Below are 19,966 nucleotides of genomic sequence, written 5' to 3' on the forward strand. Positions count from 1 at the left end.
CCGCGCGGCAGAGTTCGCCGGTCGGATGTTTTCGTTTTGAAAACATCCGTAACGGTTTTTTATCGCCCTTTGCGCATGGTGGGCTGACAACAGCCCCCTACCACGAGTATGCGTCCATCATTCTTATGTACCGCGTAATTGCCTTTGCATTTCTATTGCTTATCGCCGCCACAGCGGGCGATGAGGCGCGCGCGGATGCCCGCTTTTGCTATGCGGTAACGGAACTCTCGGCCGCCGATCCGGGTGTATTCGATTGTTCAGCGGAGCCTGCCGACTATCAAAAACGAAGCCTCTGGCTGAAAATCGCAGCGCCGGCTGATTCGCATATCGTTTACGTTCACCAAACCCGCTTTGAGCGATTAACAGCGCTGTTCGCGTACGCGGACGGGCGCACGGCATCTCAGTCGGTTCGGCGCGGCAACTATGGCGCGCACTGGCGAGCGGGCGGTCAGATCGCCTTCGAATCGCCCATGCTCACCGCGTCGGTCAAAGCCGTCGTCCTCCGTTTCGATGGGCTGGCGAGCCACGACATGCTGAGAATCCGCCTGCCCGGTGATGCGGAAGCCAACGCGCAGGCTGCGGTGCTGCCGGTCATCGTCGGCAGCGCGATCACCCTCCTTGCGCTCGGCGCGCTTTACACGCTCTCCGTGGGGGTGGCGCTGCGCCGCGTTTTTCTCCTTTGGCACGGGCTCTGGGGGATTACGATGGTCGTATGGGGCCTGCTCTGGTCGCAACTTGCGCTGATCGTCGCGCCCGGCCTCGCCGGCTGGTCTTCGCAAATCTGCACCTTTCTCGCCTGCCTTGCCGTCACACTCGCCACGATCAGCGGCGTCGTGGCGCTCGGGAAGGATATGGGGCCGCGCGCGCTCCGCATCGGGGCGCTCGTGCTCGGCCTTTTCATCCTGCCGTTCGGTATTCTCGTTTCCCTTGAAACAGGACCGGCGCTTGGTTGGCAGATCGGTGTTGTCGGCGTGCTCACCCTGTCGGTGCTCGCGCTCGTCACAATCGGCCTCGTGAACGCCTGCCGCGCCGGTAACGCGGACGCGAAGGCGCTTGCCTGGGCATGGGCGCTGCCGATGGCGACGCTTGCGCTCACCCAGGTCGTCGACATGGACGAATGGCTCTACGGGGGTGGGTCACAGGTTGTGATGCTGGTCGCCGCCGCAATGCAGACCGTGTCGCTTTCGATCGCCGTCACGCTGCGGATCGCGCACCTCCGCGAGGAGCGCGACCGTGCACGCGCAGCGGAAGCGCGCATGAGCGAGCTTGCCAGCCGCGATGCGCTCACCGGCCTCCTCAACCGGCGCGGCTTCGTGGACCGCGCCGAGTTCATGATCGAGGGCCGCGCCGCGCCGGGCGAGCACTTCGGCCTGCTGCTGATCGATGTCGACCATTTCAAGCGCGTCAACGACACCTACGGCCACGAAGCGGGCGATGCCGTGCTGTGCCGGATCGCACGCCGGCTCGAACGCTGGGAAGGGCCGCTGTGCGTCGCTGGGCGCATCGGTGGCGAGGAATTCGTGCTCGGCGTTACCGGGCTCACTCCCATCGGCATCCGCCAGTTCGCCGAAAGCGTACGGCGCGGCATCGCCGATCTGCAGCACCCGGAGCTTCGTACCGGTCATGCCGTCACCGCCAGTATCGGCGTCGCCTCGGCGGACCAGGCGCTCAGCTTCCAGCGCCTGTACGGCTGGGCCGATCAGGAACTCTACAAGGCGAAAGCACACGGCCGGAACCGCGTGATCTTCCGGGGAAGCGACCGCAACGCGCAGGCGGTCGCCGGCTGATCAGATGATCGCGCCCGGCGGGAAGGCGATCTGCCCGCCAAGCGCCTCGAAGGTTTTGAGCGCATAGCGATCGGTCATGCCCGCGATGAAATCGGCGATGTGGCGCGCCCGCGCCGGTTCGGCTTCGGGCAAGCGCGCCAGCCAATCCGCGGGCAGCGCCGAAGGATCGTTGTGGAGCGTGTCGAACAGTTCGCCCGTCACCGCAGCAGCGGGCTCGCGCATCGCGAGGTTGCGCGCGTGGAAATACATGTTCGCGTAGAGGAAGCGCTTGAGATCGCGCTCCGCCGCCTGCATCGACTCTGAAAAGCCCACAACGGGCGCTCCCGCGCTGCGAACAGCGTCCACGTCGGCGGGTGCGAGCGCGGCAAGCCGCCTCACGGTTTCCTCGATCAGGTCGTCGGCCATGCGCCCGATCTGGAACCGCACGAGTTCGGCCGCGAGCCTGTCCTCGGGCGCGCCCGGGTGCCGCGCACGCACAGCGTCCAGACATTCGCTGACGAGCGGCACCGCCGCCGCGACATCACCGAGCGTGAACAGTCCGGCACGGAGACCGTCGTCCAGATCGTGGTTGTCGTAGGCGATATCGTCCGCAAGCGCAGCAAGCTGCGCCTCCGGCCCCGCGTGCGTCCCGAGGTCGAGGTCGTGAAGCGCATTGTAGCCGCCAAGCGCCCAGCCCGGCGCCGTCACCGGCCCGTTGTGCTTGGCAAGCCCCTCCAGCGTTTCCCACGAAAGGTTGAGCCCGTCGAAATCGGCGTAGCGGACCTCGAGCGTGGTCAGCATCCGGATCGTGTGGCCGTTGTGGTCGAAGCCGCCCCACGGCGCCATGCGTGCGGCCAGCACATCTTCGCCGACATGGCCGAACGGCGGATGCCCGAGGTCATGCGCAAGGCAGAGCGCTTCGGTCAGGTCTTCATTGAGCTGCAGCGTGCGCGCGAGGGCGCGGCCGATCTGCGCGACTTCGAGGCTGTGCGTCAGCCGCGTGCGGAAATGGTCGCCGTCCGGCGACACGAACACCTGCGTCTTGTGCTTCAGGCGGCGGAACGCGGTGGAATGGATGATGCGGTCGCGGTCGCGCTGGAATGCGTCGCGGCGCGCGCTCGGGCTTTCGAAATGAAGCCGCCCCCGCGTGGCTGCGGGGTTCGAGGCGTAGGGCGCCAGCATCAGAGCGGCGCGATGGCGGACCCGGCCGGTGCGCGGTTGATATAGGAGTCCACACCCGCCGCCTTCAGCCGCCGCGACACCTTCTGCGCGTCTTCGCCCGAGCGGAACGGCCCGATCAGCAGGCGGTGCGTACCGGCGACGCTTTGCACATAGGCGTTGTAGTTACCGATCGCGCCCGCCTTGCGCTTGAAGCGCGCGAGGTCGTCCGAAACGAGCGCGCGGTCCGGGCTGCTGGAAAGCTGCAGCCACACATGCGCCGCCTTGAGCTGCACCGCCGAGAGTTTCGGCAGCCCGGCAGGGAGCGGTTCCGGCTTCGGCGCGGGTTTGGCTGCAACAGGCTTTTCAGGCGCCGGCTTTTCGGGCGCAGGTTCCGGCGCGCGCGGTGGCGGGCTTTCAATCTGCGAACTTTCGATCTGCGGACTTTCCCTCACGGGCGCCTCCGCCACAGGCTCGGGCGGCGGAGATGCTGGCGCCTGTGCTACGACTGCCGGCGCCTGCGCGGGCCGCCCCGCGTCGGGCAGGATGCCAAGGTGCACGGCAGCCGCCTTCGCGGCCGGGGTCGGCAGGCTGGCGATGCGTTCGAGCACGTCGCCTGCGCCGGCGGCTGCCTGCGGGCTGAGATTCGCGGTCGCGATGCGCCGCGCGAGATCGCGCCGCCCGCCAAGTGCGTGGACAAGCACCAGCGTGCGTTCGAAACTCGGTTGGCCGGACGCCTTTTCCGCCTCGGGCTGCAAGAGCTGCATCGCCGCTTCATTGTCGCCGCCGATCGCGAGGCTGAGCGCCAGATGCTCGATGATCGAGCGGTCGCCGGGCACGCGCTGCATCGCGTCCGCATAGGCGATTTGCGCGTTGCGACTCTGCCCAAGCAGATCGAAGGCAAGGCCGCGCTGCATGGCAATCGCCGCAGCCGGTCCGCCCGCCGCCTCGGCGAGCGCGAAAGACTTCTGCGCCTCCGTCGGCCGGTTCTGCTGCACGAGCGCGGCGCCGACCGCGAGGTGCGCAAGCCCGTCCTTCGGCGTCGCGCGCACCCAGCGCTCCGCATACGACTGCGCCTGCGGCATCCGCATCGCGAGCGCGACTTCGGTCGAGGCCCTGAGCGCGGGCACGAAGCCGGGGTCGATCCCAAGTGCACGTTCGAAGAAGCTCAGCGCCAGCATGAAATCGCCGGAATTGCGGGCATGATCGCCGATGGTGACGAGCCGCGCCGGGTTGTTCAGCGCGGCGACCGCCCCGTCGTCCTTTTCCTTGCGCGACTGCGCGAGCGAAGGGTCGGTCGTCGCCGCGAGAAGCAGCAGGGCAGCGGCAACGCGCATCATGTCGCGATCACCTTCTCGTCCGCCAGTGCCGCGATGTCGGCATCCGAGTAGCCGAGTTCGCCGAGGATCGCCGCCGTATCCGCTCCCGAGCGCGGCGTCGGTGTCGGCATATCCGTTACCGTCTCCGAATAGCGCGGCGCGGGCGCGGGCTGCGTCATCCCGCCCACATTGATGAACGTGCCGCGCGCCGCATTATGCGGGTGCGATGGCGCCTCGGTGAGTGACAGCACCGGCGCGAAGCACACGTCCGTGCCTTCCATCAGCACGCACCACTCCGCGCGCGTTTTCGTCAGGAACAGCGCCGTCAGCTTGGTCTTGAGCGGGACCCAATGCGACCGGTCCATCTGCGCGTCGAATTCGGCATCGTTCTCAAGCCCCGCGATGCGGCGCAGCGCGGCGTAGAACTGCGGCTCGATCGCGCCGATCGAAATATGGCCGCCGTCCTTGCATTCATAGGTGTCGTAGAAGTGCGTTCCCGTATCGAGCATGTTGACGCCGCGTTCATCCTTCCACGCGCCCTGCCCGAAGAAGCCCCAGATCATGCCCATCAGCACGGCGGAGCCATCGGTCATCGCCACGTCGAGCACCTGGCCCTTGCCCGTTTTGTGCACCGAAAGCAGCGCGGCGGCCATACCGAATGCGAGCATCATGCCGCCCCCACCGAAATCGCCGACCATATTGATCGGCGGCGTCGGCTTCTCACCCGCGCGGCCATAGGCGTGCAGCGCGCCGGAAAGCGCGATATAGTTGATGTCGTGGCCGACCGCGTTCGCGAGCGGACCCGTTTGTCCCCAACCCGTCATGCGGCCATAGACGAGCCGCGGGTTATCACCGAGCAGCACGTCAGGGCCGAGCCCGAGCCGCTCCATCACACCGGGTCGCAGCCCCTCGATCAAACCGTCTGCGGTCTTCACGAGCTTGCGCATTACCGCGATGCCTTCGGGCGATTTCAGGTCGACGACGATCGAGCGCCGCGAACGGCCGAGCACCGTTTCCGGTATCCCGCCCGGCCGATCGACGCGGATCACCTCCGCGCCGTGATCGGCAAGCATCATGCCCGCAAAAGGCCCCGGTCCGAGCCCCGCCATTTCGATGATACGAACGCCCGAAAGCGGTCCCGCCATGCCTCTCCCTTTCCTGCCATCGATTTGCGACGCAGCGTCGATGCGGTCAAGCGGTGCGCGTCCGCAAGGTCACGAAACAGTGAGGGCCGGGTCTGCCGCCCGGCCCTCCTGAGTTCTGCCTGATCCCCGGATCAGTCGTTGACCTGACGGCGGAAGAACCGCGGAATCTCCAGCGGATCCTGCCCGGCCGGCTCCTCGGCGACGGGCTGCGGCTCTTCGGCGCGTGCCTTGTCGGCACCGCGGCTGAGGTTCATCATGCGCTCGAACAGCGTCGGACCCGGGCGCGGTTCCTCGCGCACGGTTCGCGGTTCCACATAGGGGCGCTCGACCGGCTCGTTGATCGGTGCGGGCGGCGCTTCGGCGGCAACCGGCTCCGGCGCGGCTTCGCGCACCGGCTCGGGCATACGCAGTGGCATCACATTGTCCGAAAAGCCCGGCTGCGCGTCTTCGACAGGCTCGGCCTCGGCAACGAGGCTCGGTTCTTCGGCCGCCACCGGCGGTTCGAGGACGATCTGCCGATCCTCTGACGGCTGCGACGCGGGTGCCGGTGCAGCAGCCGCGGCCGGGCGGATCGGCGCCGCCGGGGCAAAGCTGCCCGCAACTGCACCGAAACCGCTCAGCGTCGAAGATGTCCGCGCGGGCTCGGCCGACTTCGTCGCCATATCAATACCCGTCGCGACGACCGAAACACGCATCCTGCCGTCAAGATTGGCATTGAACGCCGAGCCGACGATGATGTTGGCGTCCGGGTCCACCATCTCGCGGATATGGTTCGCGGCTTCATCGACTTCCATCAGGCGGAGGTCTTCGCCGCCGGTGATGTTGATGATGACGCCCTTGGCGCCGCGCATCGAAACTTCGTCGAGCAGCGGATTGGCGATCGCCTTTTCCGCCGCTTCGATGGCGCGGTTCTCGCCCTCGGCCTCGCCGGTGCCCATCATCGCCTTGCCCATCTCGCTCATCACCGTGCGAATATCGGCGAAGTCGAGGTTGATGAGGCCGGGCATGATCATCAGGTCGGTGATGCCCCGCACGCCCTGGTGCAGCACCTGGTCGGCCATCGCGAACGCGTCCTTGAAGGTCGTGTTGGCATTGGCGATCAGGAACAGGTTCTGGTTCGGAATGATGATCAGCGTGTCGACGTGCTTCTGAAGCTCGGCGATGCCCTCTTCGGCCGAACGCATCCGGCGCGCGCCTTCAAACGCGAACGGCTTGGTGACGACGCCGACTGTGAGGATGCCGCGCTCACGCGCCGCCTTGGCGACGACGGGCGCCGCGCCGGTGCCGGTGCCGCCGCCCATGCCGGCGGTGATGAAGCACATGTGGGAACCATCCAGCGCGCCTTCGATTTCACCGAGCGTTTCCTCGGCGGCCGCACGGCCGATTTCGGGACGCGAACCGGCGCCGAGGCCCTGCGTGATCTTGAGGCCCAGCTGGAGCCTGGTTTCCGCCGTCGCTGCCGAGAGCGCCTGCGCATCGGTGTTCGCCACCACGAAATCGACGCCTTCGAGGCCCGAAGAGATCATGTTTGCGACCGCGTTGCCGCCCGCGCCGCCGACGCCGATCACCGTGATCCGCGGCTTCAGTTCGGTAAGCTCGGGGCGTTGCAACTCAAGACTCATGATGCTCTCCTTTGGCGCCGGCGCCCCCCACAAGAGCGCATTTGTTAAACACTACGACAGGATCGATTCCGCGTGAATCCCCAAGACGAAAAAAAATCAACATCTGGTATGTCGTCACAGGTTGGACCTCAGCACTTCGATCATCCGGCCCCACGGCGAGCGCGACATCCGCATCTGCCCACCGTCGCGGACACTGCCCGCCCATAGGTCTTCGCGATCCTCCGCGCCGTAGAGCGCGAGGCCCGCGAGCGTCGAAAACGCGCTGCCGACCTGCGCCTCGGGAAGCCCCACGAGCCCGCGCGGACGGCCGACCCGGCAGTGCCGCCCAAGCAGCCCCTGCGCAAAGTCCGCGATGCACTTGAGCTCTGCGCCGCCGCCCGTCAGCACCATCTGGCGTCCGCGCGGTCCCTTGAAGCCCATTTCGTTGAGGCGTTCCCCCACGTCGGAGAACAGCATGTCGAGCCGGTCGCGAATCACCGCGACGATCTGCGCGCGCGGCACGCGCGTCGGCTCCACGTCGTCATCTTCGGAAATCGGCAGGATCTCGATCATGTCGTGGTTGTCGCGCGGACTCGTCGTCGCAGAACCGTAGAGCGTCTTCAGGCGCTCGGCATGAATGCGCCGGGTGGAGAAGGTGGAGGCGATGTCGGCGGTAATGTCTTCGGAACCCATCGGAATCACCGAAAGGCCGACGAGCATGCCGCGCACATGCACCGCCACATTGGTCACGCCCGCACCGATCTCGACGAGCGCGACACCGAGTTCTCGCTCTTCAGGCGCGAGGCACGCGAGCCCCGCAGCGATCGGCGAAGCGACGATCGTCTGCACCCCAAGGTCCGCCGTACGCACGCACTGATCGAGGTTCCTCACCGGCGGTGTATCCGCCGTGATGATGTGGATATCGACGCCCAGCCGATTGGCATGAAGGCCGAGCGGGTTCATCACGCGTGTCGTTTCATCAAGCGTGTAAAGCGCGGGCTGCGCGTGCAGGATCGTGCGCCCGCCCGCGTCGAGCTGCGCGCGGCCTTCGGAAAGCACGTGATCGATGTCACCGCGCTCGATGCGCTGGCCGCCGATATCGACCTCGACCGACACGATCTCGCTGTCGAGCCCGCCCGCCGAAACGCTGACGACGACGTTCTCGACCGTCACGCCCGCATTGCGCTCAGCCTGCTCCATCGCGGCACGGATCGCGCTTTCGGTGCGCTCCAGATCGGCAACGAGGCCCTGACGCAACCCCGTGCAGGCGCGCTGGCCGGTACCGATCACGCGCGGCGGGCCCTCACCGTCGCTGACGGCAATGAGCGCCGCGACCTTCGACGAGCCGATATCGAGCGCCGCGATTGTCCGCTCGCCCCGGCTGCCGTTGCCCCGCCCCACTCTCATATTTCTGTTCCGCCTACTGCTGGTTGGGTGGTTGGCTGTGCGACCGTGGGTTTCTTGTCGTTTTGCGAGATGCGCACGGTCAGCCGGTCGGCAAGGCGCATATCGAAACGGCTGAAGCCCTTGTCGACAAGCCCCGAATCCCGGTCGATCCGCACGAAATTTCCAAGCGCGGCGCGCGCTTCGGCGTAATCATCGGGCAGCGCCAGCGTCTCGCCCGATTTCAGCTTCAGGTCCCAGCGGCGCTCGCCGATCCACACCGCGCCCGCAACGTGTTTCGCCGCCGCCGGGTAATCATGGAGCAGCGCGATCAGGTTCGCCGCCTCGGTGTTCGCGCCCTTGCCGACCACGATCGGCAGCTTCGCATAGCGCGCGATGTTCTGGGAAGGCAGCACCGCGCCTTCGGTATCCACCAGCCGATGCTCGCCGCGATATTGCCAGATCGCGTAGGGCCTCCGCTCGGTGATGTCGATCGCAAGCGTGTCGGGAAGGCGGCGGCCGACACTCGCATCCTTCACCCACGGCAGCATGAGCAGCCGGTCGCGCACGTCGTCGAGATCGACGAGCAGCATCGAATCCGAAGCGCCGTCGAGCGCCGCCGTGTAGACCGGCAAGCGGCTCATCGTCTTGAGGCCGCTCACCTCCACGTTCTTCACCTCGAAACCCGCGTCGGCGACGCCCATGGCCGCCGCCATCCAGAGCTTGTCAGGAAGCTGGTAGAGCCAGGCCGCAAACAGCGCGATGCCGGCAGCGCCCAGAGACACCGCCGGCGCCATCAGCCGACTTGATTTCGGACCCGCCGTCCGCGCGCGCGGCGCTGGCGGTCTCGCCCTTTGCGGCGGCGGGCGCTTCCCCCGTTTGAGCGTGATCCGTTCGCTCACGCCGCGTCTTCCAGGATGCGCGCGACGAGCGTGTCGTAATCGATGCCGCGATACTTGGCCTGCTCGGGCACAAGGCTAAGCGGCGTCATGCCGGGCTGGGTGTTCACTTCGAGCAGGTAGAGCCCGGCAAGGCCACGGCTTTCATCGTAGCGGAAATCGGAACGACTGACGCCCTTGCAGCCGAGCACGCGGTGCGCCTTCAGCGCCATCGCCATCGCTTCGGCGGCGACCTCCTCGGAAATCTCAGCCGGGCACTGATGTACGGTGAGCCCATCGGTATATTTGGCGTCGTAGTCGTAGAAGCCGCGTGTCGGGATCAGTTCGGTCACGGCGAGCGGTTCATCGCCCATCACGGCGACGGTGAGTTCACGGCCCGGAATGAAGGGCTCGGCGAGCAGCTTTTCAAACTGTGCCCACGGACCCGGCGCATCGGAAGCGATGGGCGTGCCATAGTTGCTCTCGTCGGTGACGATGGCGACGCCCACGGAGGAACCTTCATTCACCGGCTTCAGCACATAGGGGCGGGGCAGCGGATCGCGCTCGTGCACGCTGGCGGAGTCGACGATGACACCTTCGGGCATACGGATCCCGGCAGGCACGAGGATGCGCTTCGTCAGTTCCTTGTCGATCGCGATGACCGACGTCGCCAGACCCGAATGCGTATATTTCACCCCCAACACGTCGAGCATTCCTTGAACCGTGCCGTCTTCCCCGGGTGTTCCATGCAGGGCATTGAACACGACGTCAGGCTTGATTTCACTCAGCTTTGCGGCAACGTCGCGCCCCATGTCAACAGCGTAAACATCATGGCCCAAACGCTTCAGCGCGTCGGCGATTCCCTTGCCGCTGGTGAGGGACACTTCGCGCTCGTTTGACCAGCCGCCCATCAGCACCGCAACCTTCATTTCGCCACTCCCACGCGCTGGATTTCCCATTCGAGTTCAACGCCCTGCGTCTCTTTCACGCGGCGGCGCACGTCCTCGCCGAGCGCTTCGATATCGTCGCTGGTGGCGCTGCCCGTGTTGATCAGGAAATTGCAGTGTTTTTCGCTAACCTGCGCGCCGCCGCGCATCAGCCCCCGGCATCCCGCCGCATCGACCAGCCGCCACGCCTTGTCGCCCGGCGGATTCTTGAACGTCGAGCCGCCGGTCTTGGTCCGCAGCGGCTGCGAAGCCTCGCGCGCCTCCGCGATCCGGTCCATCTCTGCACTGATCGCGGCGGGGTCGCTCGGGGTGCCGCGAAACGTGGCGGCAATCACCACCGCGCCTTCAGGAAGCGCGCTGTGGCGATACGTGTAGCCGAGATCGTCACGGCTCAGGACTTTGCGCTCGCCCGAACGCAGCACCACCTCGCAGTCGACGAGAATGTCCGCCGTCTCCCGCCCATAGGCGCCGCCGTTCATGCGCACGAATCCACCGACGGTGCCGGGAATCGAACGGAGGAACTCCAGCCCCCCGATCCCCGCATCGCGCGCCGTCGAGGACACGAGGATGCCCGATGCCCCGCCGCCGCAGCGCAGCGTTACCTCGTCGAGCTGTTCCACCGCCGCGAACGCCTTGCCGAGACGCACGACCACGCCCGGCACGCCGCCGTCGCGCACGATGAGGTTGGAACCGAGCCCGAGCGCCATCACCGGCACATCCGGCTCAAGCGCCGCGAGAAATGCCGAAAGATCGGCCGCATCCTTCGGCTCGAACAGCCACTCGGCCTTGCCGCCCGACTTGAACCATACGAGCGGCGCCAGCGGCGCGTCCGGAGTCAGCCGCCCCGCGGCGGCAGGGATCATGCGTTCGGCCGCGGCCGCCGTCACGCCGCTCCCCGTTCGCGGCGGATCGCATCCGCAAGCCCAGCCGCCCACTTGGTGATGTCGCCCGCGCCGAGACACACGACCATGTCGCCCTCGCGGATCGTGGCGGCGAGTTTCTGCGCCAGATCCTCGGCACCTTCCACAGTGTAGGCGTCGCGGTGGCCGGACCGTTTGAGGCCGGCAAGCAAATGCGCCGCGTCCACGCCATCGATCGGCGCCTCGCCCGCCGCGTAGACCGGCGCGACGTACACGGTGTCGGCGTCGTTGAACGCGGTCTGGAACTCCGCCATCAGGTCGCGCAGGCGCGTAAACCGGTGCGGCTGCACCACCGCGATCACCCGCCCCTTCACGCCTTCGCGCGCGGCCGCGAGCACCGCCTTGATCTCGACCGGATGGTGTCCGTAGTCGTCGATGATCGACGCGCCGTCCACCTCACCGACCTTGGTGAAGCGCCGCTTCACGCCGCCGAACTTTGCAAAGCCGCTGCGGATATCCTCGCCCGAAATCTGCAGTTCGAGCGCCACCGCAACGGCGGAAAGCGCGTTTTGTACATTGTGCCGCCCCGGCATCGGCAGTTCGAGCCCGTCGATGCGGCGCTGGTTGCCGTCGCGGTCGGTGATCAGCACGTCGAAGCGGTTGCCCCCCGGCACCGGCGTCACGTTCTCGCCGCGCACGTCGGCCTGCGCGGAAAAACCGTAGGAGACGACGCGCCGATCCCGCACGCGCGGCAGGATCGCCTGCACCTCCGGGTGATCGATGCACAGGATCGCCGCGCCGTAGAACGGCACATGCTCCACGAAATCCACGAATGCCTGCTTGATCTGGTCGAAGCTGCCGTAGTGATCAAGGTGTTCGGGATCGATGTTGGTGACGATCGCGAACGTCGGCGGCAGACGCAGGAAGCTGCCGTCGCTCTCGTCGGCCTCCACGACCATCCAGTCGCTGGTGCCGAGCCGCGCGTTCGATCCGTAACTGTTGATGATGCCGCCGTTCACCACCGTCGGGTCGAGCCCGCCCGCGTCGAGCAGCGCCGCGACCATCGAGGTCGTCGTCGTCTTGCCGTGCGTCCCCGCCACCGCCACGGTCGATTTCAGCCGCATCAATTCGGCAAGCATCTCCGCGCGCCGCACCACCGGGATGCGTTTTTCAAGCGCCAGATCGACCTCGGGATTGCCGCGCCGGATCGCGGTCGATGTTACCACCACCGCCGAATCGCCAAGGTTCTCCGCCTTATGCCCGATGTGGACGTCGATGCCCTTCTTGCGCAGCCCTTCGATCACATAGCCTTCGGCAATGTCGCTGCCCTGCACCTTGTAGCCGAGGTTGTGCATCAGCTCGGCGATACCGGACATGCCTATGCCGCCGATGCCGACGAAGTGAATCGTTCCGATGTCGCGGGCGATGCCCGTCATGCGCTGGCTCCGATCTCTGGGGTTTCGAGGGCCAATGGCACACCGGCCAGCCGCAGGGCAAGGTCGGCGAGCGCCCGCGATGCGTTCGGCCGCCCGACGGACAGGGCGCGCCGTGCGGCATTGGCGAGCGCGCCCGGCTGCAGCGCCATCGCTTCGATCTGCCGCGCGAGTTCCGCAGGCTTGAAACCCTTCTGCCGCATCATGCGCGCACCGCCCGCCGAAACGACTTCGCGCGTGTTCGCGGCCTGGTGATCATCGGTCGCGATCGGCAGCGGCACGAGGATCGCCGGACGTCCCGCCGCGCAAAGTTCGCTCACCGTGGAGGCGCCAGCGCGCGCGATCACGAGATGCGCCCATGCCATCGCAGCCGGCATGTCGTCGATGAAGGTGGAAAGATCGGCCGGAATTTCGAGCCGCCGGTATTCGCTCCGCACCTGCTCAATATCCTCCGCGCGGCACTGCTGCATCACCTGCAGACGGTGGCGAAGACTCGCATCGAGCTGCCCGAGCCCCGGCGGCACCACCTCGCCGAAAATGCTCGCGCCAAGGCTGCCGCCCGTCACCAGCACGTGGAAGATGCCGTCCGTCTCCAGCGGGGGATACGGTGCCTTGCCGATGTCCGCGATTGCATCGCGCACGGGATTGCCGACGAGCGCGACCTTGTCGGAAATCTCCGGCTTCACGCGCGCGGTGTCGGGAAACGAGGTCGCGATCACGTCCGCCTTGCCTGCGACGAGGCGGTTCACGCGGCCGAGCACGGCGTTCTGCTCGTGGATGATCGTCGGCACGCCCGCCTTTTGCGCGGCAAGCATCGCGGGGAGCACGGGATAGCCGCCGAAGCCGATCACCACGGCGGGCGAATCTTCCGCGATCAGTCGCGAAACCGCTTTGCGCCCGGCGCGGATCTTCAGCCACGCGCCCGGCCACTTCAGCGGATTCTTGCCCAGCGTCGACGCCTCGATCACATGGCGCGGCCCTTTGGTGAGGATGCCTTGCAGCCGCGCGCCGCGTTCGTCGGTGATCAGCGACACGGTGTGGCCGCGCGCGATCAGTTCCTCGGCAAGCGCGTGCGCGGGCATCATGTGCCCGCCGGTGCCGCCTGCCGCGACGTAGAAGTGCCGCGCGCTCATGCCGTGCGCCCCCGCGGCACATAGGGCGAGGATTTGAGGAAGCGGTTGCGCCGCGTCAGCGCCAGCAACAGACCCATGCCCATCGAAAGCGCGAGGAACGACGATCCGCCGTGGCTGATGAACGGCAGCGTCATGCCCTTCGAAGGCAAGAGGTTCAGGTTCACGCCGATGTTGATCATCGCCTGCCCGCCGATCTGCGTGATGAGCCCCGCCGCGCCGAGGAACACAAATGGGTCTTCTTCTTCGAGGAGCTGCAGCAGCACGCGCACGATCATCGCGAGGAACAGGATGGCGATGGCGGTGCACGCGATCGCGCCGAATTCCTCGCCGATCACGGAGAAGATGTAATCGGTGTGCGGTTCGGGCAGCGAGAACTTGTTCTGTCCCTCGCCCGGCCCCGCGCCGAACAGCCCGCCCGCGCGAAATCCGTCGAGCGCCTTGTCGATCTGGTAGGTGTCGCCGTCGCCGGTGAGGAAGCGGTCGATACGGCTCGTCACGTGCGGCACGAACAGATACGCCACGACAAGCGCCGCGACGCCCGCCGCAAGCACGATCCCAAGGATCGCGAAGCTCATGCCTGCAAGCACCGCCTGCACAAGCCAGACCCCGACGAACAATGCCGACTGGCCGATATCGGGCTGCATCACGAGCATCGCCACGACAAGCACGAGCAGCCCGCACGACACGCTGAACGCGGGAACATCGCCGTCATCGAAGCGCGAGGCCAGCACCCAGGCGCTCGTCACCGCGAACAGCGGCTTCAGAAATTCCGACGGTTGCAGCTGAAAGCCGCCGAGGCTCAACCAGCGCACCGCGCCGTTCGCTTCGACGCCGAAAAACGGCACTGCGGCAAGTCCGACGATGAACACCAGCGTGCCGATCAGCGACAGCCGCTTCGCCCACGGAACCGTCAGCATCGAAACGCCGAGCATTACCGGCACGCCGAGCAGAATCCAAAACAGCTGCCGCTTGAAATAATACATGTCGTCGAGCTTCACGCTGCCGCCCGAATAGCGATGCGCCGCCGCAGGAGACGCCGCCGCGACAGCGATGAGCCCGATGCCGATCAGCACCAGCACGAGTGCGAGCAGCGGCCGGTCGATGGTCCAGAACCAGCGGCCGAGAAGCGTCTTGTCCGCGCGTCCGAGGGGCGTGCTCATGCCTTGCCAAGCTCCTGCACCGCGCCCTTGAAGACGTCGCCACGCTGTTCGAAATCCCGAAACTGGTCGTAGGACGCGCAGGCCGGCGACAGCAGCACGACTTCGCCCGGCTTCGCGGCACCCGCCGCGAGTTGCGTCGCGCGCTCCACCGTGCCCGCCCGGATCACCGGTACATAGGCGCCGAGCAGATGCGCGTAGACCATTTCGGCGTCGCCGATCACGTAAGCGGCGCGCACGTGACCGAGATACGGCAGGCACGCATCGAGTTCGTCGGTCTTGCGCTTGCCGCCCACGATCCAGTGGATCGCAGGGTAAGCGGCAAGCGCAGGCGCGGTCGAGGTCGGGTTCGTCGCCTTGCTGTCGTTGACGTAAAGCACGCCGCCGATTTCCGCGACCCGCTCCATGCGGTGCGCAAGGCCCGGATAGGTTTCAAGACCCGCCTTGATCGCTGCGGGCTCGAGACCAAGAACCCGCGTCGCCGCGATGGCCGCGACCGCGTTCTGCGCATTGTGCGGTCCGGCGAGCGAGGGCCAATCCGCCTGATAGCCGAGAAGTTCGCCGTCGACATAGACGGCACCATTCACCAGCGACACGCCCTCTGAAACAACGTCGTCGAACGAGACCGGAACGCCGCTCCGCGCCTTCGCGATGGCGTCCGTAAGGTCGTCGTCCGACACGAAAATGGCGGTGGCACCTTCCGCCTGCATGTCGAACAGGCGCTCCTTCGACGCGGCATAACCCGCCATGCCGTCATAACGATCGAGGTGATCGGGCGTGATGTTGGTCAGGATCGCCACGTCGCACGCGAGGCTCTGCGTCAGGTCGATCTGGAACGATGAAAGCTCCAGCACGTAAACCCCGCCCTCCGGCAAGGCGTCCTGCGACAGGATCGGCAGTCCGATGTTGCCGCCCATGCTCGCGGGAACACCCGCGTGCGCGAGAATATGGTGGATGAGCGCGGTCGTCGTCGATTTGCCGTTGGTGCCGGTGATGCCGACGACCTTGTGCGGCGGGAGTTCGGCGCGCGCCTGTGCGAACAGCTCGATGTCGCCGAGCACCGGCACACCTGCCGCAGCCGCGCGCGCGGCGAGCGGATGTGTGTTGAGCGGTACGCCCGGCGACACGACGATCCCGTCGAACGCGGAGAGGTCCGCCGTATTCAGGTCGGCGACATGGACCTGCACGTCCTCGATCGCCGCCCGTTTCTTCGCGTCGTCGTCCCACACTGTCACCGTCGCGCCTGCCGCCCGCAAAGCCGCGACGACGCTGAGCCCGGTGCGGGCGAGGCCGAAGACGGCGTAGTGCCGGGTGGCGAAGGCGCGCGCGGTGATCATCTGAGCTTCAGCGTCGCAAGGCCGGCGAGCGCCAGTACGATGGAAACGATCCAGAATCGGATGACCACGGTCGATTCGGGCCAGCCGAGCTGTTCGAAATGGTGGTGGATGGGAGCCATCTTGAAGACGCGTTTGCCGGTGAGCTTGAAGCTCGCCACCTGCACGATCACCGAGACGGTTTCCAGCACGAAAAGACCGCCGACGAGGATCAGCACGATTTCGTGGTTCGTGACGACCGCGACCGACCCCAAGGCCCCGCCGAGCGCGAGGCTGCCTGTGTCGCCCATGAAGACCGCTGCGGGCGGCGCGTTGTACCAGAGGAAGGCGAGGCAGGCGCCGATCAGCGCGCCGAGAAACACGGTGAGATCGCCCGCGCCGTTCACGAACAGGATGCCGAGATAATCCGAAAAGCGGATGTTGCCGACGAGATAGGCAATGAGCGCGAAGGTCAGCGCGGCGATGATCACCGGCATTGTCGCCAGCCCGTCGAGGCCATCGGTCAGGTTCACCGCGTTGCCGAACCCTGTGACGATGAACGCCGCAAAGAGGATATAGAACGGCCCGAGATCGAGGCCGAAATTCGTGAACGGGAAGAACAGCCGCGTGTCGGTCACGTCGGTGATCGCCCAGCAGGCGATGCCCGCGATGATGAATTCCAGGAGCAGCCGCGTGCGCCCGGAAACGCCCTTGTGGCTGCCTTTGGAAACCTTCGAATAATCGTCTGAAAAGCCGATCGCGCCGAAACCCAGAGTCACGAACAGACACGCCCAGACGTATGGGTTTTCCAGGTTCATCCAAAGCAGCGTCGAGATGGAAAGGGAAATCAGAATCATCAACCCGCCCATCGTCGGCGTGCCGCGCTTGGTGAGCAGGTGGCTCGCAGGTCCATCCTCGCGGATCGGCTGGCCCTTGCCCTGTTTTACGCGCAGCCAGTCGATCATGCGCGGCCCGATGATGAGCCCGATGGCAAGCGCGGTGATCACCGCCGCGCCCGAACGGAACGTGATGTAGCGGAACAGATTGAGGATGCCGGGAAAGTCGAGCGCTTCGGCGAGAATATAAAGCATGTCAGTTGTTCCCCCGCAGCGCGCTGGCGACCCGCCCGAGCCCGACACTGTTCGATGCCTTGAGCAGGATGGCGTCGCCGGCGGCGATGATGTCCGAAAGCGCCGCGCGGGCACCGGCGGCGTCGCTTACGCGAACCACCGCGATTCCGCGAGGGAGGGCACCCTCCAGCGGGATCGTTTCGTCGCCGACCAGCACCGCCACGTCGACTTTCGCCGCGCTCACATGCGGCGCGAGATCGGCGTGCAGGCGCTCGCTCGCGTCGCCGAGTTCGCGCATCGGTCCCAGCACGGCGATGCGGCGCGTCGCCTTGGCGGTGCCGAGCACCGCGAGCGAGGCCGCCATCGAGGCCGGGTTGGCATTGTAGCTCTCATCGATCAGCAGCGCCTCGCCGTCTTTCGCGGCGATCCGGTATTGCGCGCCGCGCCCTTCGAGGCCCTGCATTTGGGATAGCCCGAGCGCTGCGGCGGCGAGATCGACGCCCGCCGCGTGCGCCGCGGCGAGCACGGCAAGGCTGTTCGCGATCCAGTGCGCGCCGGGCAGCGGGATGCGGTACGCGACGCGGCTCCCCTCGACATCCGCGATCACAGTCGATCCGCCCGCGTCGCTCGCCGATTGGACTGCGCGCACGTCGGCGCCCGCACCGCTGCCGAAGCTGATGATGCGCGCCGCGTGCCGCTCGGCCTTCGCGCGCAGGCGGGCGCAGTGCGGGCTGTCGAAAGGCAGCACCGCGACGCCGCCATGCTCCAGCCCTTCGAAGATCTCGCCCTTCGCGTCCGCGATCGCCTCTTCGCCATCGAAGAACGCGAGGTGCGCGGACGTCACCCACGTCACCACGGCGACGTGCGGCCGCACCAGCCGCGTGAGAACTGCGAGTTCGCCCGTGTGGTTCATGCCCATTTCGAACACCGCGAGCCGCGTGTCCCTCGGCATCCGCGAAAGGCTCAGCGGCACGCCGGTGTGGTTGTTGTAGCTCTTCACCGACCAGTGCGTGTGTTCGGGCTCGATTTCCTGAAACGCCTGGCGGAGGGCCTCCTTCACGCTCGTCTTGCCGACGCTGCCGGTAACACCCACCACGCACGCGCCCACCCGTTCACGCCCCGCGCGCCCGAGCGCCTGCAGCCCCTCGAAACTGTCCGCGACGCGCACATGCGGATACGCGCAATCCTCGCTTACGAGGAAACCCGCCGCACCCTTTTCATGCGCGCCTTCGATGAAACGATGCCCGTCGGTCGCCTCGCCCCTCATCGCGATGAACAGTTCGCCGCCGATGATTTCACGCGAATCGAACGTCACCCCCTCGGCAACGAAGTCGCCGCTCGGGGTTCCGCCGGTGGCGCCCGCGATTTCGGCCGCCGTCCAAAGGCTCATGCCGCGCACTCGCGCGCGACCGCGACATCATCGAAGGGCAGAATGCGATCGCCCACGATCTGACCCTGCTCGTGCCCCTTGCCCGCGATCAGTACGATGTCGTCCGCGCCCGCTGCCGCAATGGCTGCCCCGATGGCACTGCGCCTGTCCCCGATCTCGGTCGCGCCCGGCGCTGCCGCCATGATCTCGGCACGGATCGTCGCCGGGTCTTCGGAGCGCGGATTGTCGTCGGTCACATAAACAACGTCGGCAAGCTGTGTCGCGACCTTGCCCATCTCCGGCCGCTTGCCCTTGTCGCGGTCGCCGCCCGCACCCAGCACGATATGCAGCCGATCCTTCGCGTGCGGCCGCAGCGCCTCGATCGCCGCGCGGATCGCGTCCGGCGTGTGCGCGTAGTCGACATAGATCGGCGCGCCCGCGCGCGTCAGCGCCGCGCGCTCCAGCCGCCCCCGGACAGGGACCAGCCGCGAAAGATGCCCGAGTGTCGTCGCAACATCGCCGCCGGTCGCGATCACCAGCCCCGCCGCGACGAGTGCATTCGCGGCCTGATACGCCCCGATCAGCGGCAGCTCGACTTTCTTCTCGACGGCACCCGCCGCGATCATCAGCGTCTGGCCAAGCTGGTTCGGCGTGCGCGAGACGAGCCGCAGCGCCTCGCCCTTCGTGCCGACCGTAAGCACGTTCAGCCCGCGCGCCTTCGCCGTCGCGATCACCTGGTCGGAAACTCCGTCGTCGGCCCAGATCACCGCCGTGCCGTCGCCGTCCGTCACCTCGGTGAACAGCCGCAGCTTGGCTTCGAGATAGGCTTCCATCGTCTCGTGGTAGTCGAGATGATCGCGGCTGAGATTGGTGAACGCTCCGGCCCGCACCGGCAGCCCCTCGGTGCGATATTGCGCGAGGCCGTGGCTCGACGCCTCGAAGCTCGCGTGCGTCACGCCCTCGCGCGCCAGCCCCGCCATGTTCGACAGGAACGTCACCACGTCCGGCGTCGTGAGGCCGGTCGAGATCTGCTCGTCGGCGGTCGTCACACCGAGCGTCCCGATCGAGGCCGAGACATGTCCCGCCATGCGCCACAATTGCCGCGTCAATTCTGCCGTCGAGGTCTTGCCGTTGGTGCCCGTCACCGCAACCGTCGTCGCCGGGAACGGCGCGAAGAATTTCGCCGCCAGCGCCGCGAAGCGACGGCGCGGCTCGTTGTCGGCAACGTGAAGCGCGCCTTCGACCTTCGCTTCCGGACTCGCCACGACCGCCACCGCACCGGCCCTCACCGCGTCTGCAATGAAATCCTCACCGTTGAAGCGCGTTCCGCGGAAGGCGCCGAAGATCGTTCCCGGCGCGACCTTTCGGTGATCGATCGCAAAGCCGGTAATCGTCGCATCGCTACCGTTTTCCACGAGGTCCTTGAGGCGCATT

Annotated in this window: 16 protein-coding genes; 1 reads left to right on the forward strand and 15 read right to left on the reverse strand. The window is 66.7% G+C overall.

The window, feature by feature from the left end; genetic code table 11:
• Window positions 1-125: 125 nt before the first annotated feature.
• A complete protein-coding gene (locus AAC014_RS08960) occupies window positions 126-1,787 on the forward strand; it encodes a GGDEF domain-containing protein (RefSeq protein ID WP_339707154.1) in 1,662 nt (553 codons plus the stop codon).
• Here the strand turns inward: AAC014_RS08960 and AAC014_RS08965 are convergent, their stop codons facing one another.
• The 15 genes from AAC014_RS08965 to AAC014_RS09035 all read right to left on the reverse strand — a co-directional run bounded on the left by AAC014_RS08965 (window position 1,788) and on the right by AAC014_RS09035 (window position 19,965).
• Window positions 1,788-2,948 carry a deoxyguanosinetriphosphate triphosphohydrolase gene (locus AAC014_RS08965; RefSeq protein ID WP_339707157.1) on the reverse strand — a complete coding sequence of 387 codons (1,161 nt, stop codon included), beginning with the start codon at window positions 2,946-2,948 and terminating at the stop codon, window positions 1,788-1,790.
• Complete coding sequence (locus AAC014_RS08970) at window positions 2,948-4,264, reverse strand: SPOR domain-containing protein (protein WP_339707160.1); 1,317 nt, start codon at window positions 4,262-4,264, stop codon at window positions 2,948-2,950. The genes AAC014_RS08965 and AAC014_RS08970 overlap by 1 nt, the downstream gene beginning before the upstream one ends.
• Window positions 4,261-5,388: a CaiB/BaiF CoA-transferase family protein gene (locus AAC014_RS08975; protein ID WP_339707163.1), complete on the reverse strand. Its 1,128-nt coding sequence runs from the start codon at window positions 5,386-5,388 to the stop codon at window positions 4,261-4,263. Before AAC014_RS08975 ends, AAC014_RS08970 begins: the two co-directional genes overlap by 4 nt.
• A gap of 131 nt (window positions 5,389-5,519) precedes the next feature.
• A complete protein-coding gene (gene ftsZ / locus AAC014_RS08980; protein ID WP_339707166.1) occupies window positions 5,520-7,010 on the reverse strand; it encodes a cell division protein FtsZ in 1,491 nt (496 codons plus the stop codon).
• A gap of 114 nt (window positions 7,011-7,124) precedes the next feature.
• Window positions 7,125-8,396: a cell division protein FtsA gene (ftsA, locus tag AAC014_RS08985; protein WP_339707169.1), complete on the reverse strand. Its 1,272-nt coding sequence runs from the start codon at window positions 8,394-8,396 to the stop codon at window positions 7,125-7,127.
• On the reverse strand, window positions 8,393-9,157 hold the full coding sequence (locus tag AAC014_RS08990) for an FtsQ-type POTRA domain-containing protein (protein WP_339707172.1): 765 nt from the start codon (window positions 9,155-9,157) through the stop codon (window positions 8,393-8,395). Before AAC014_RS08990 ends, ftsA begins: the two co-directional genes overlap by 4 nt.
• 113 nt (window positions 9,158-9,270) lie before the next feature.
• Window positions 9,271-10,179: a D-alanine--D-alanine ligase gene (locus AAC014_RS08995; RefSeq protein WP_339707175.1), complete on the reverse strand. Its 909-nt coding sequence runs from the start codon at window positions 10,177-10,179 to the stop codon at window positions 9,271-9,273.
• Complete coding sequence (murB, locus tag AAC014_RS09000; protein ID WP_339707867.1) at window positions 10,176-11,060, reverse strand: UDP-N-acetylmuramate dehydrogenase; 885 nt, start codon at window positions 11,058-11,060, stop codon at window positions 10,176-10,178. Before murB ends, AAC014_RS08995 begins: the two co-directional genes overlap by 4 nt.
• 20 nt (window positions 11,061-11,080) lie before the next feature.
• The gene (gene murC, locus AAC014_RS09005) at window positions 11,081-12,493 is read right to left on the reverse strand and encodes a UDP-N-acetylmuramate--L-alanine ligase (RefSeq protein ID WP_339707178.1); all 1,413 of its coding nucleotides are present in this window, start codon (window positions 12,491-12,493) and stop codon (window positions 11,081-11,083) included.
• Window positions 12,490-13,623 (reverse strand): undecaprenyldiphospho-muramoylpentapeptide beta-N-acetylglucosaminyltransferase, encoded by a 1,134-nt coding sequence (murG, locus tag AAC014_RS09010; RefSeq protein ID WP_339707181.1) that lies wholly within the window; start codon window positions 13,621-13,623, stop codon window positions 12,490-12,492. The genes murC and murG overlap by 4 nt, the downstream gene beginning before the upstream one ends.
• Window positions 13,620-14,783 (reverse strand): putative peptidoglycan glycosyltransferase FtsW, encoded by a 1,164-nt coding sequence (locus AAC014_RS09015; protein ID WP_339707184.1) that lies wholly within the window; start codon window positions 14,781-14,783, stop codon window positions 13,620-13,622. Before AAC014_RS09015 ends, murG begins: the two co-directional genes overlap by 4 nt.
• The gene (gene murD / locus AAC014_RS09020) at window positions 14,780-16,117 is read right to left on the reverse strand and encodes a UDP-N-acetylmuramoyl-L-alanine--D-glutamate ligase (protein WP_339707187.1); all 1,338 of its coding nucleotides are present in this window, start codon (window positions 16,115-16,117) and stop codon (window positions 14,780-14,782) included. Before murD ends, AAC014_RS09015 begins: the two co-directional genes overlap by 4 nt.
• On the reverse strand, window positions 16,114-17,184 hold the full coding sequence (mraY, locus tag AAC014_RS09025) for a phospho-N-acetylmuramoyl-pentapeptide-transferase (RefSeq protein WP_339707191.1): 1,071 nt from the start codon (window positions 17,182-17,184) through the stop codon (window positions 16,114-16,116). The genes murD and mraY overlap by 4 nt, the downstream gene beginning before the upstream one ends.
• Before the next feature lies 1 nt (window position 17,185).
• Window positions 17,186-18,553 carry a UDP-N-acetylmuramoyl-tripeptide--D-alanyl-D-alanine ligase gene (gene murF / locus AAC014_RS09030; RefSeq protein WP_339707194.1) on the reverse strand — a complete coding sequence of 456 codons (1,368 nt, stop codon included), beginning with the start codon at window positions 18,551-18,553 and terminating at the stop codon, window positions 17,186-17,188.
• Window positions 18,550-19,965, reverse strand: coding sequence for a UDP-N-acetylmuramoyl-L-alanyl-D-glutamate--2,6-diaminopimelate ligase (locus AAC014_RS09035; RefSeq protein WP_339707197.1), 1,416 nt, complete (start codon window positions 19,963-19,965; stop codon window positions 18,550-18,552). The genes murF and AAC014_RS09035 overlap by 4 nt, the downstream gene beginning before the upstream one ends.
• Between the last annotated feature and the right edge of the window lies 1 nt (window position 19,966).

The sequence above is a fragment of the uncultured Sphingosinicella sp. genome (assembly GCF_963974575.1).
Classification (GTDB): domain Bacteria; phylum Pseudomonadota; class Alphaproteobacteria; order Sphingomonadales; family Sphingomonadaceae; genus Sphingosinicella.

What these genes read in the sequence shown, in the direction of transcription:
- AAC014_RS08960 (WP_339707154.1), top strand. Translation starts at nt 126, where the DNA reads ATGTACCGCGTAATTGCCTTTGCATTTCTATTGCTTATCGCCGCCACA.
- AAC014_RS08965 (WP_339707157.1), bottom strand. Translation starts at nt 2,948, where the DNA reads ATGCTGGCGCCCTACGCCTCGAACCCCGCAGCCACGCGGGGGCGGCTT.
- AAC014_RS08970 (WP_339707160.1), bottom strand. Translation starts at nt 4,264, where the DNA reads ATGATGCGCGTTGCCGCTGCCCTGCTGCTTCTCGCGGCGACGACCGAC.
- AAC014_RS08975 (WP_339707163.1), bottom strand. Translation starts at nt 5,388, where the DNA reads ATGGCGGGACCGCTTTCGGGCGTTCGTATCATCGAAATGGCGGGGCTC.
- ftsZ (WP_339707166.1), bottom strand. Translation starts at nt 7,010, where the DNA reads ATGAGTCTTGAGTTGCAACGCCCCGAGCTTACCGAACTGAAGCCGCGG.
- ftsA (WP_339707169.1), bottom strand. Translation starts at nt 8,396, where the DNA reads ATGAGAGTGGGGCGGGGCAACGGCAGCCGGGGCGAGCGGACAATCGCG.
- AAC014_RS08995 (WP_339707175.1), bottom strand. Translation starts at nt 10,179, where the DNA reads ATGAAGGTTGCGGTGCTGATGGGCGGCTGGTCAAACGAGCGCGAAGTG.
- murB (WP_339707867.1), bottom strand. Translation starts at nt 11,060, where the DNA reads ATGATCCCTGCCGCCGCGGGGCGGCTGACTCCGGACGCGCCGCTGGCG.
- murC (WP_339707178.1), bottom strand. Translation starts at nt 12,493, where the DNA reads ATGACGGGCATCGCCCGCGACATCGGAACGATTCACTTCGTCGGCATC.
- murG (WP_339707181.1), bottom strand. Translation starts at nt 13,623, where the DNA reads ATGAGCGCGCGGCACTTCTACGTCGCGGCAGGCGGCACCGGCGGGCAC.
- AAC014_RS09015 (WP_339707184.1), bottom strand. Translation starts at nt 14,783, where the DNA reads ATGAGCACGCCCCTCGGACGCGCGGACAAGACGCTTCTCGGCCGCTGG.
- murD (WP_339707187.1), bottom strand. Translation starts at nt 16,117, where the DNA reads ATGATCACCGCGCGCGCCTTCGCCACCCGGCACTACGCCGTCTTCGGC.
- mraY (WP_339707191.1), bottom strand. Translation starts at nt 17,184, where the DNA reads ATGCTTTATATTCTCGCCGAAGCGCTCGACTTTCCCGGCATCCTCAAT.
- murF (WP_339707194.1), bottom strand. Translation starts at nt 18,553, where the DNA reads ATGAGCCTTTGGACGGCGGCCGAAATCGCGGGCGCCACCGGCGGAACC.
- AAC014_RS09035 (WP_339707197.1), bottom strand. Translation starts at nt 19,965, where the DNA reads ATGCGCCTCAAGGACCTCGTGGAAAACGGTAGCGATGCGACGATTACC.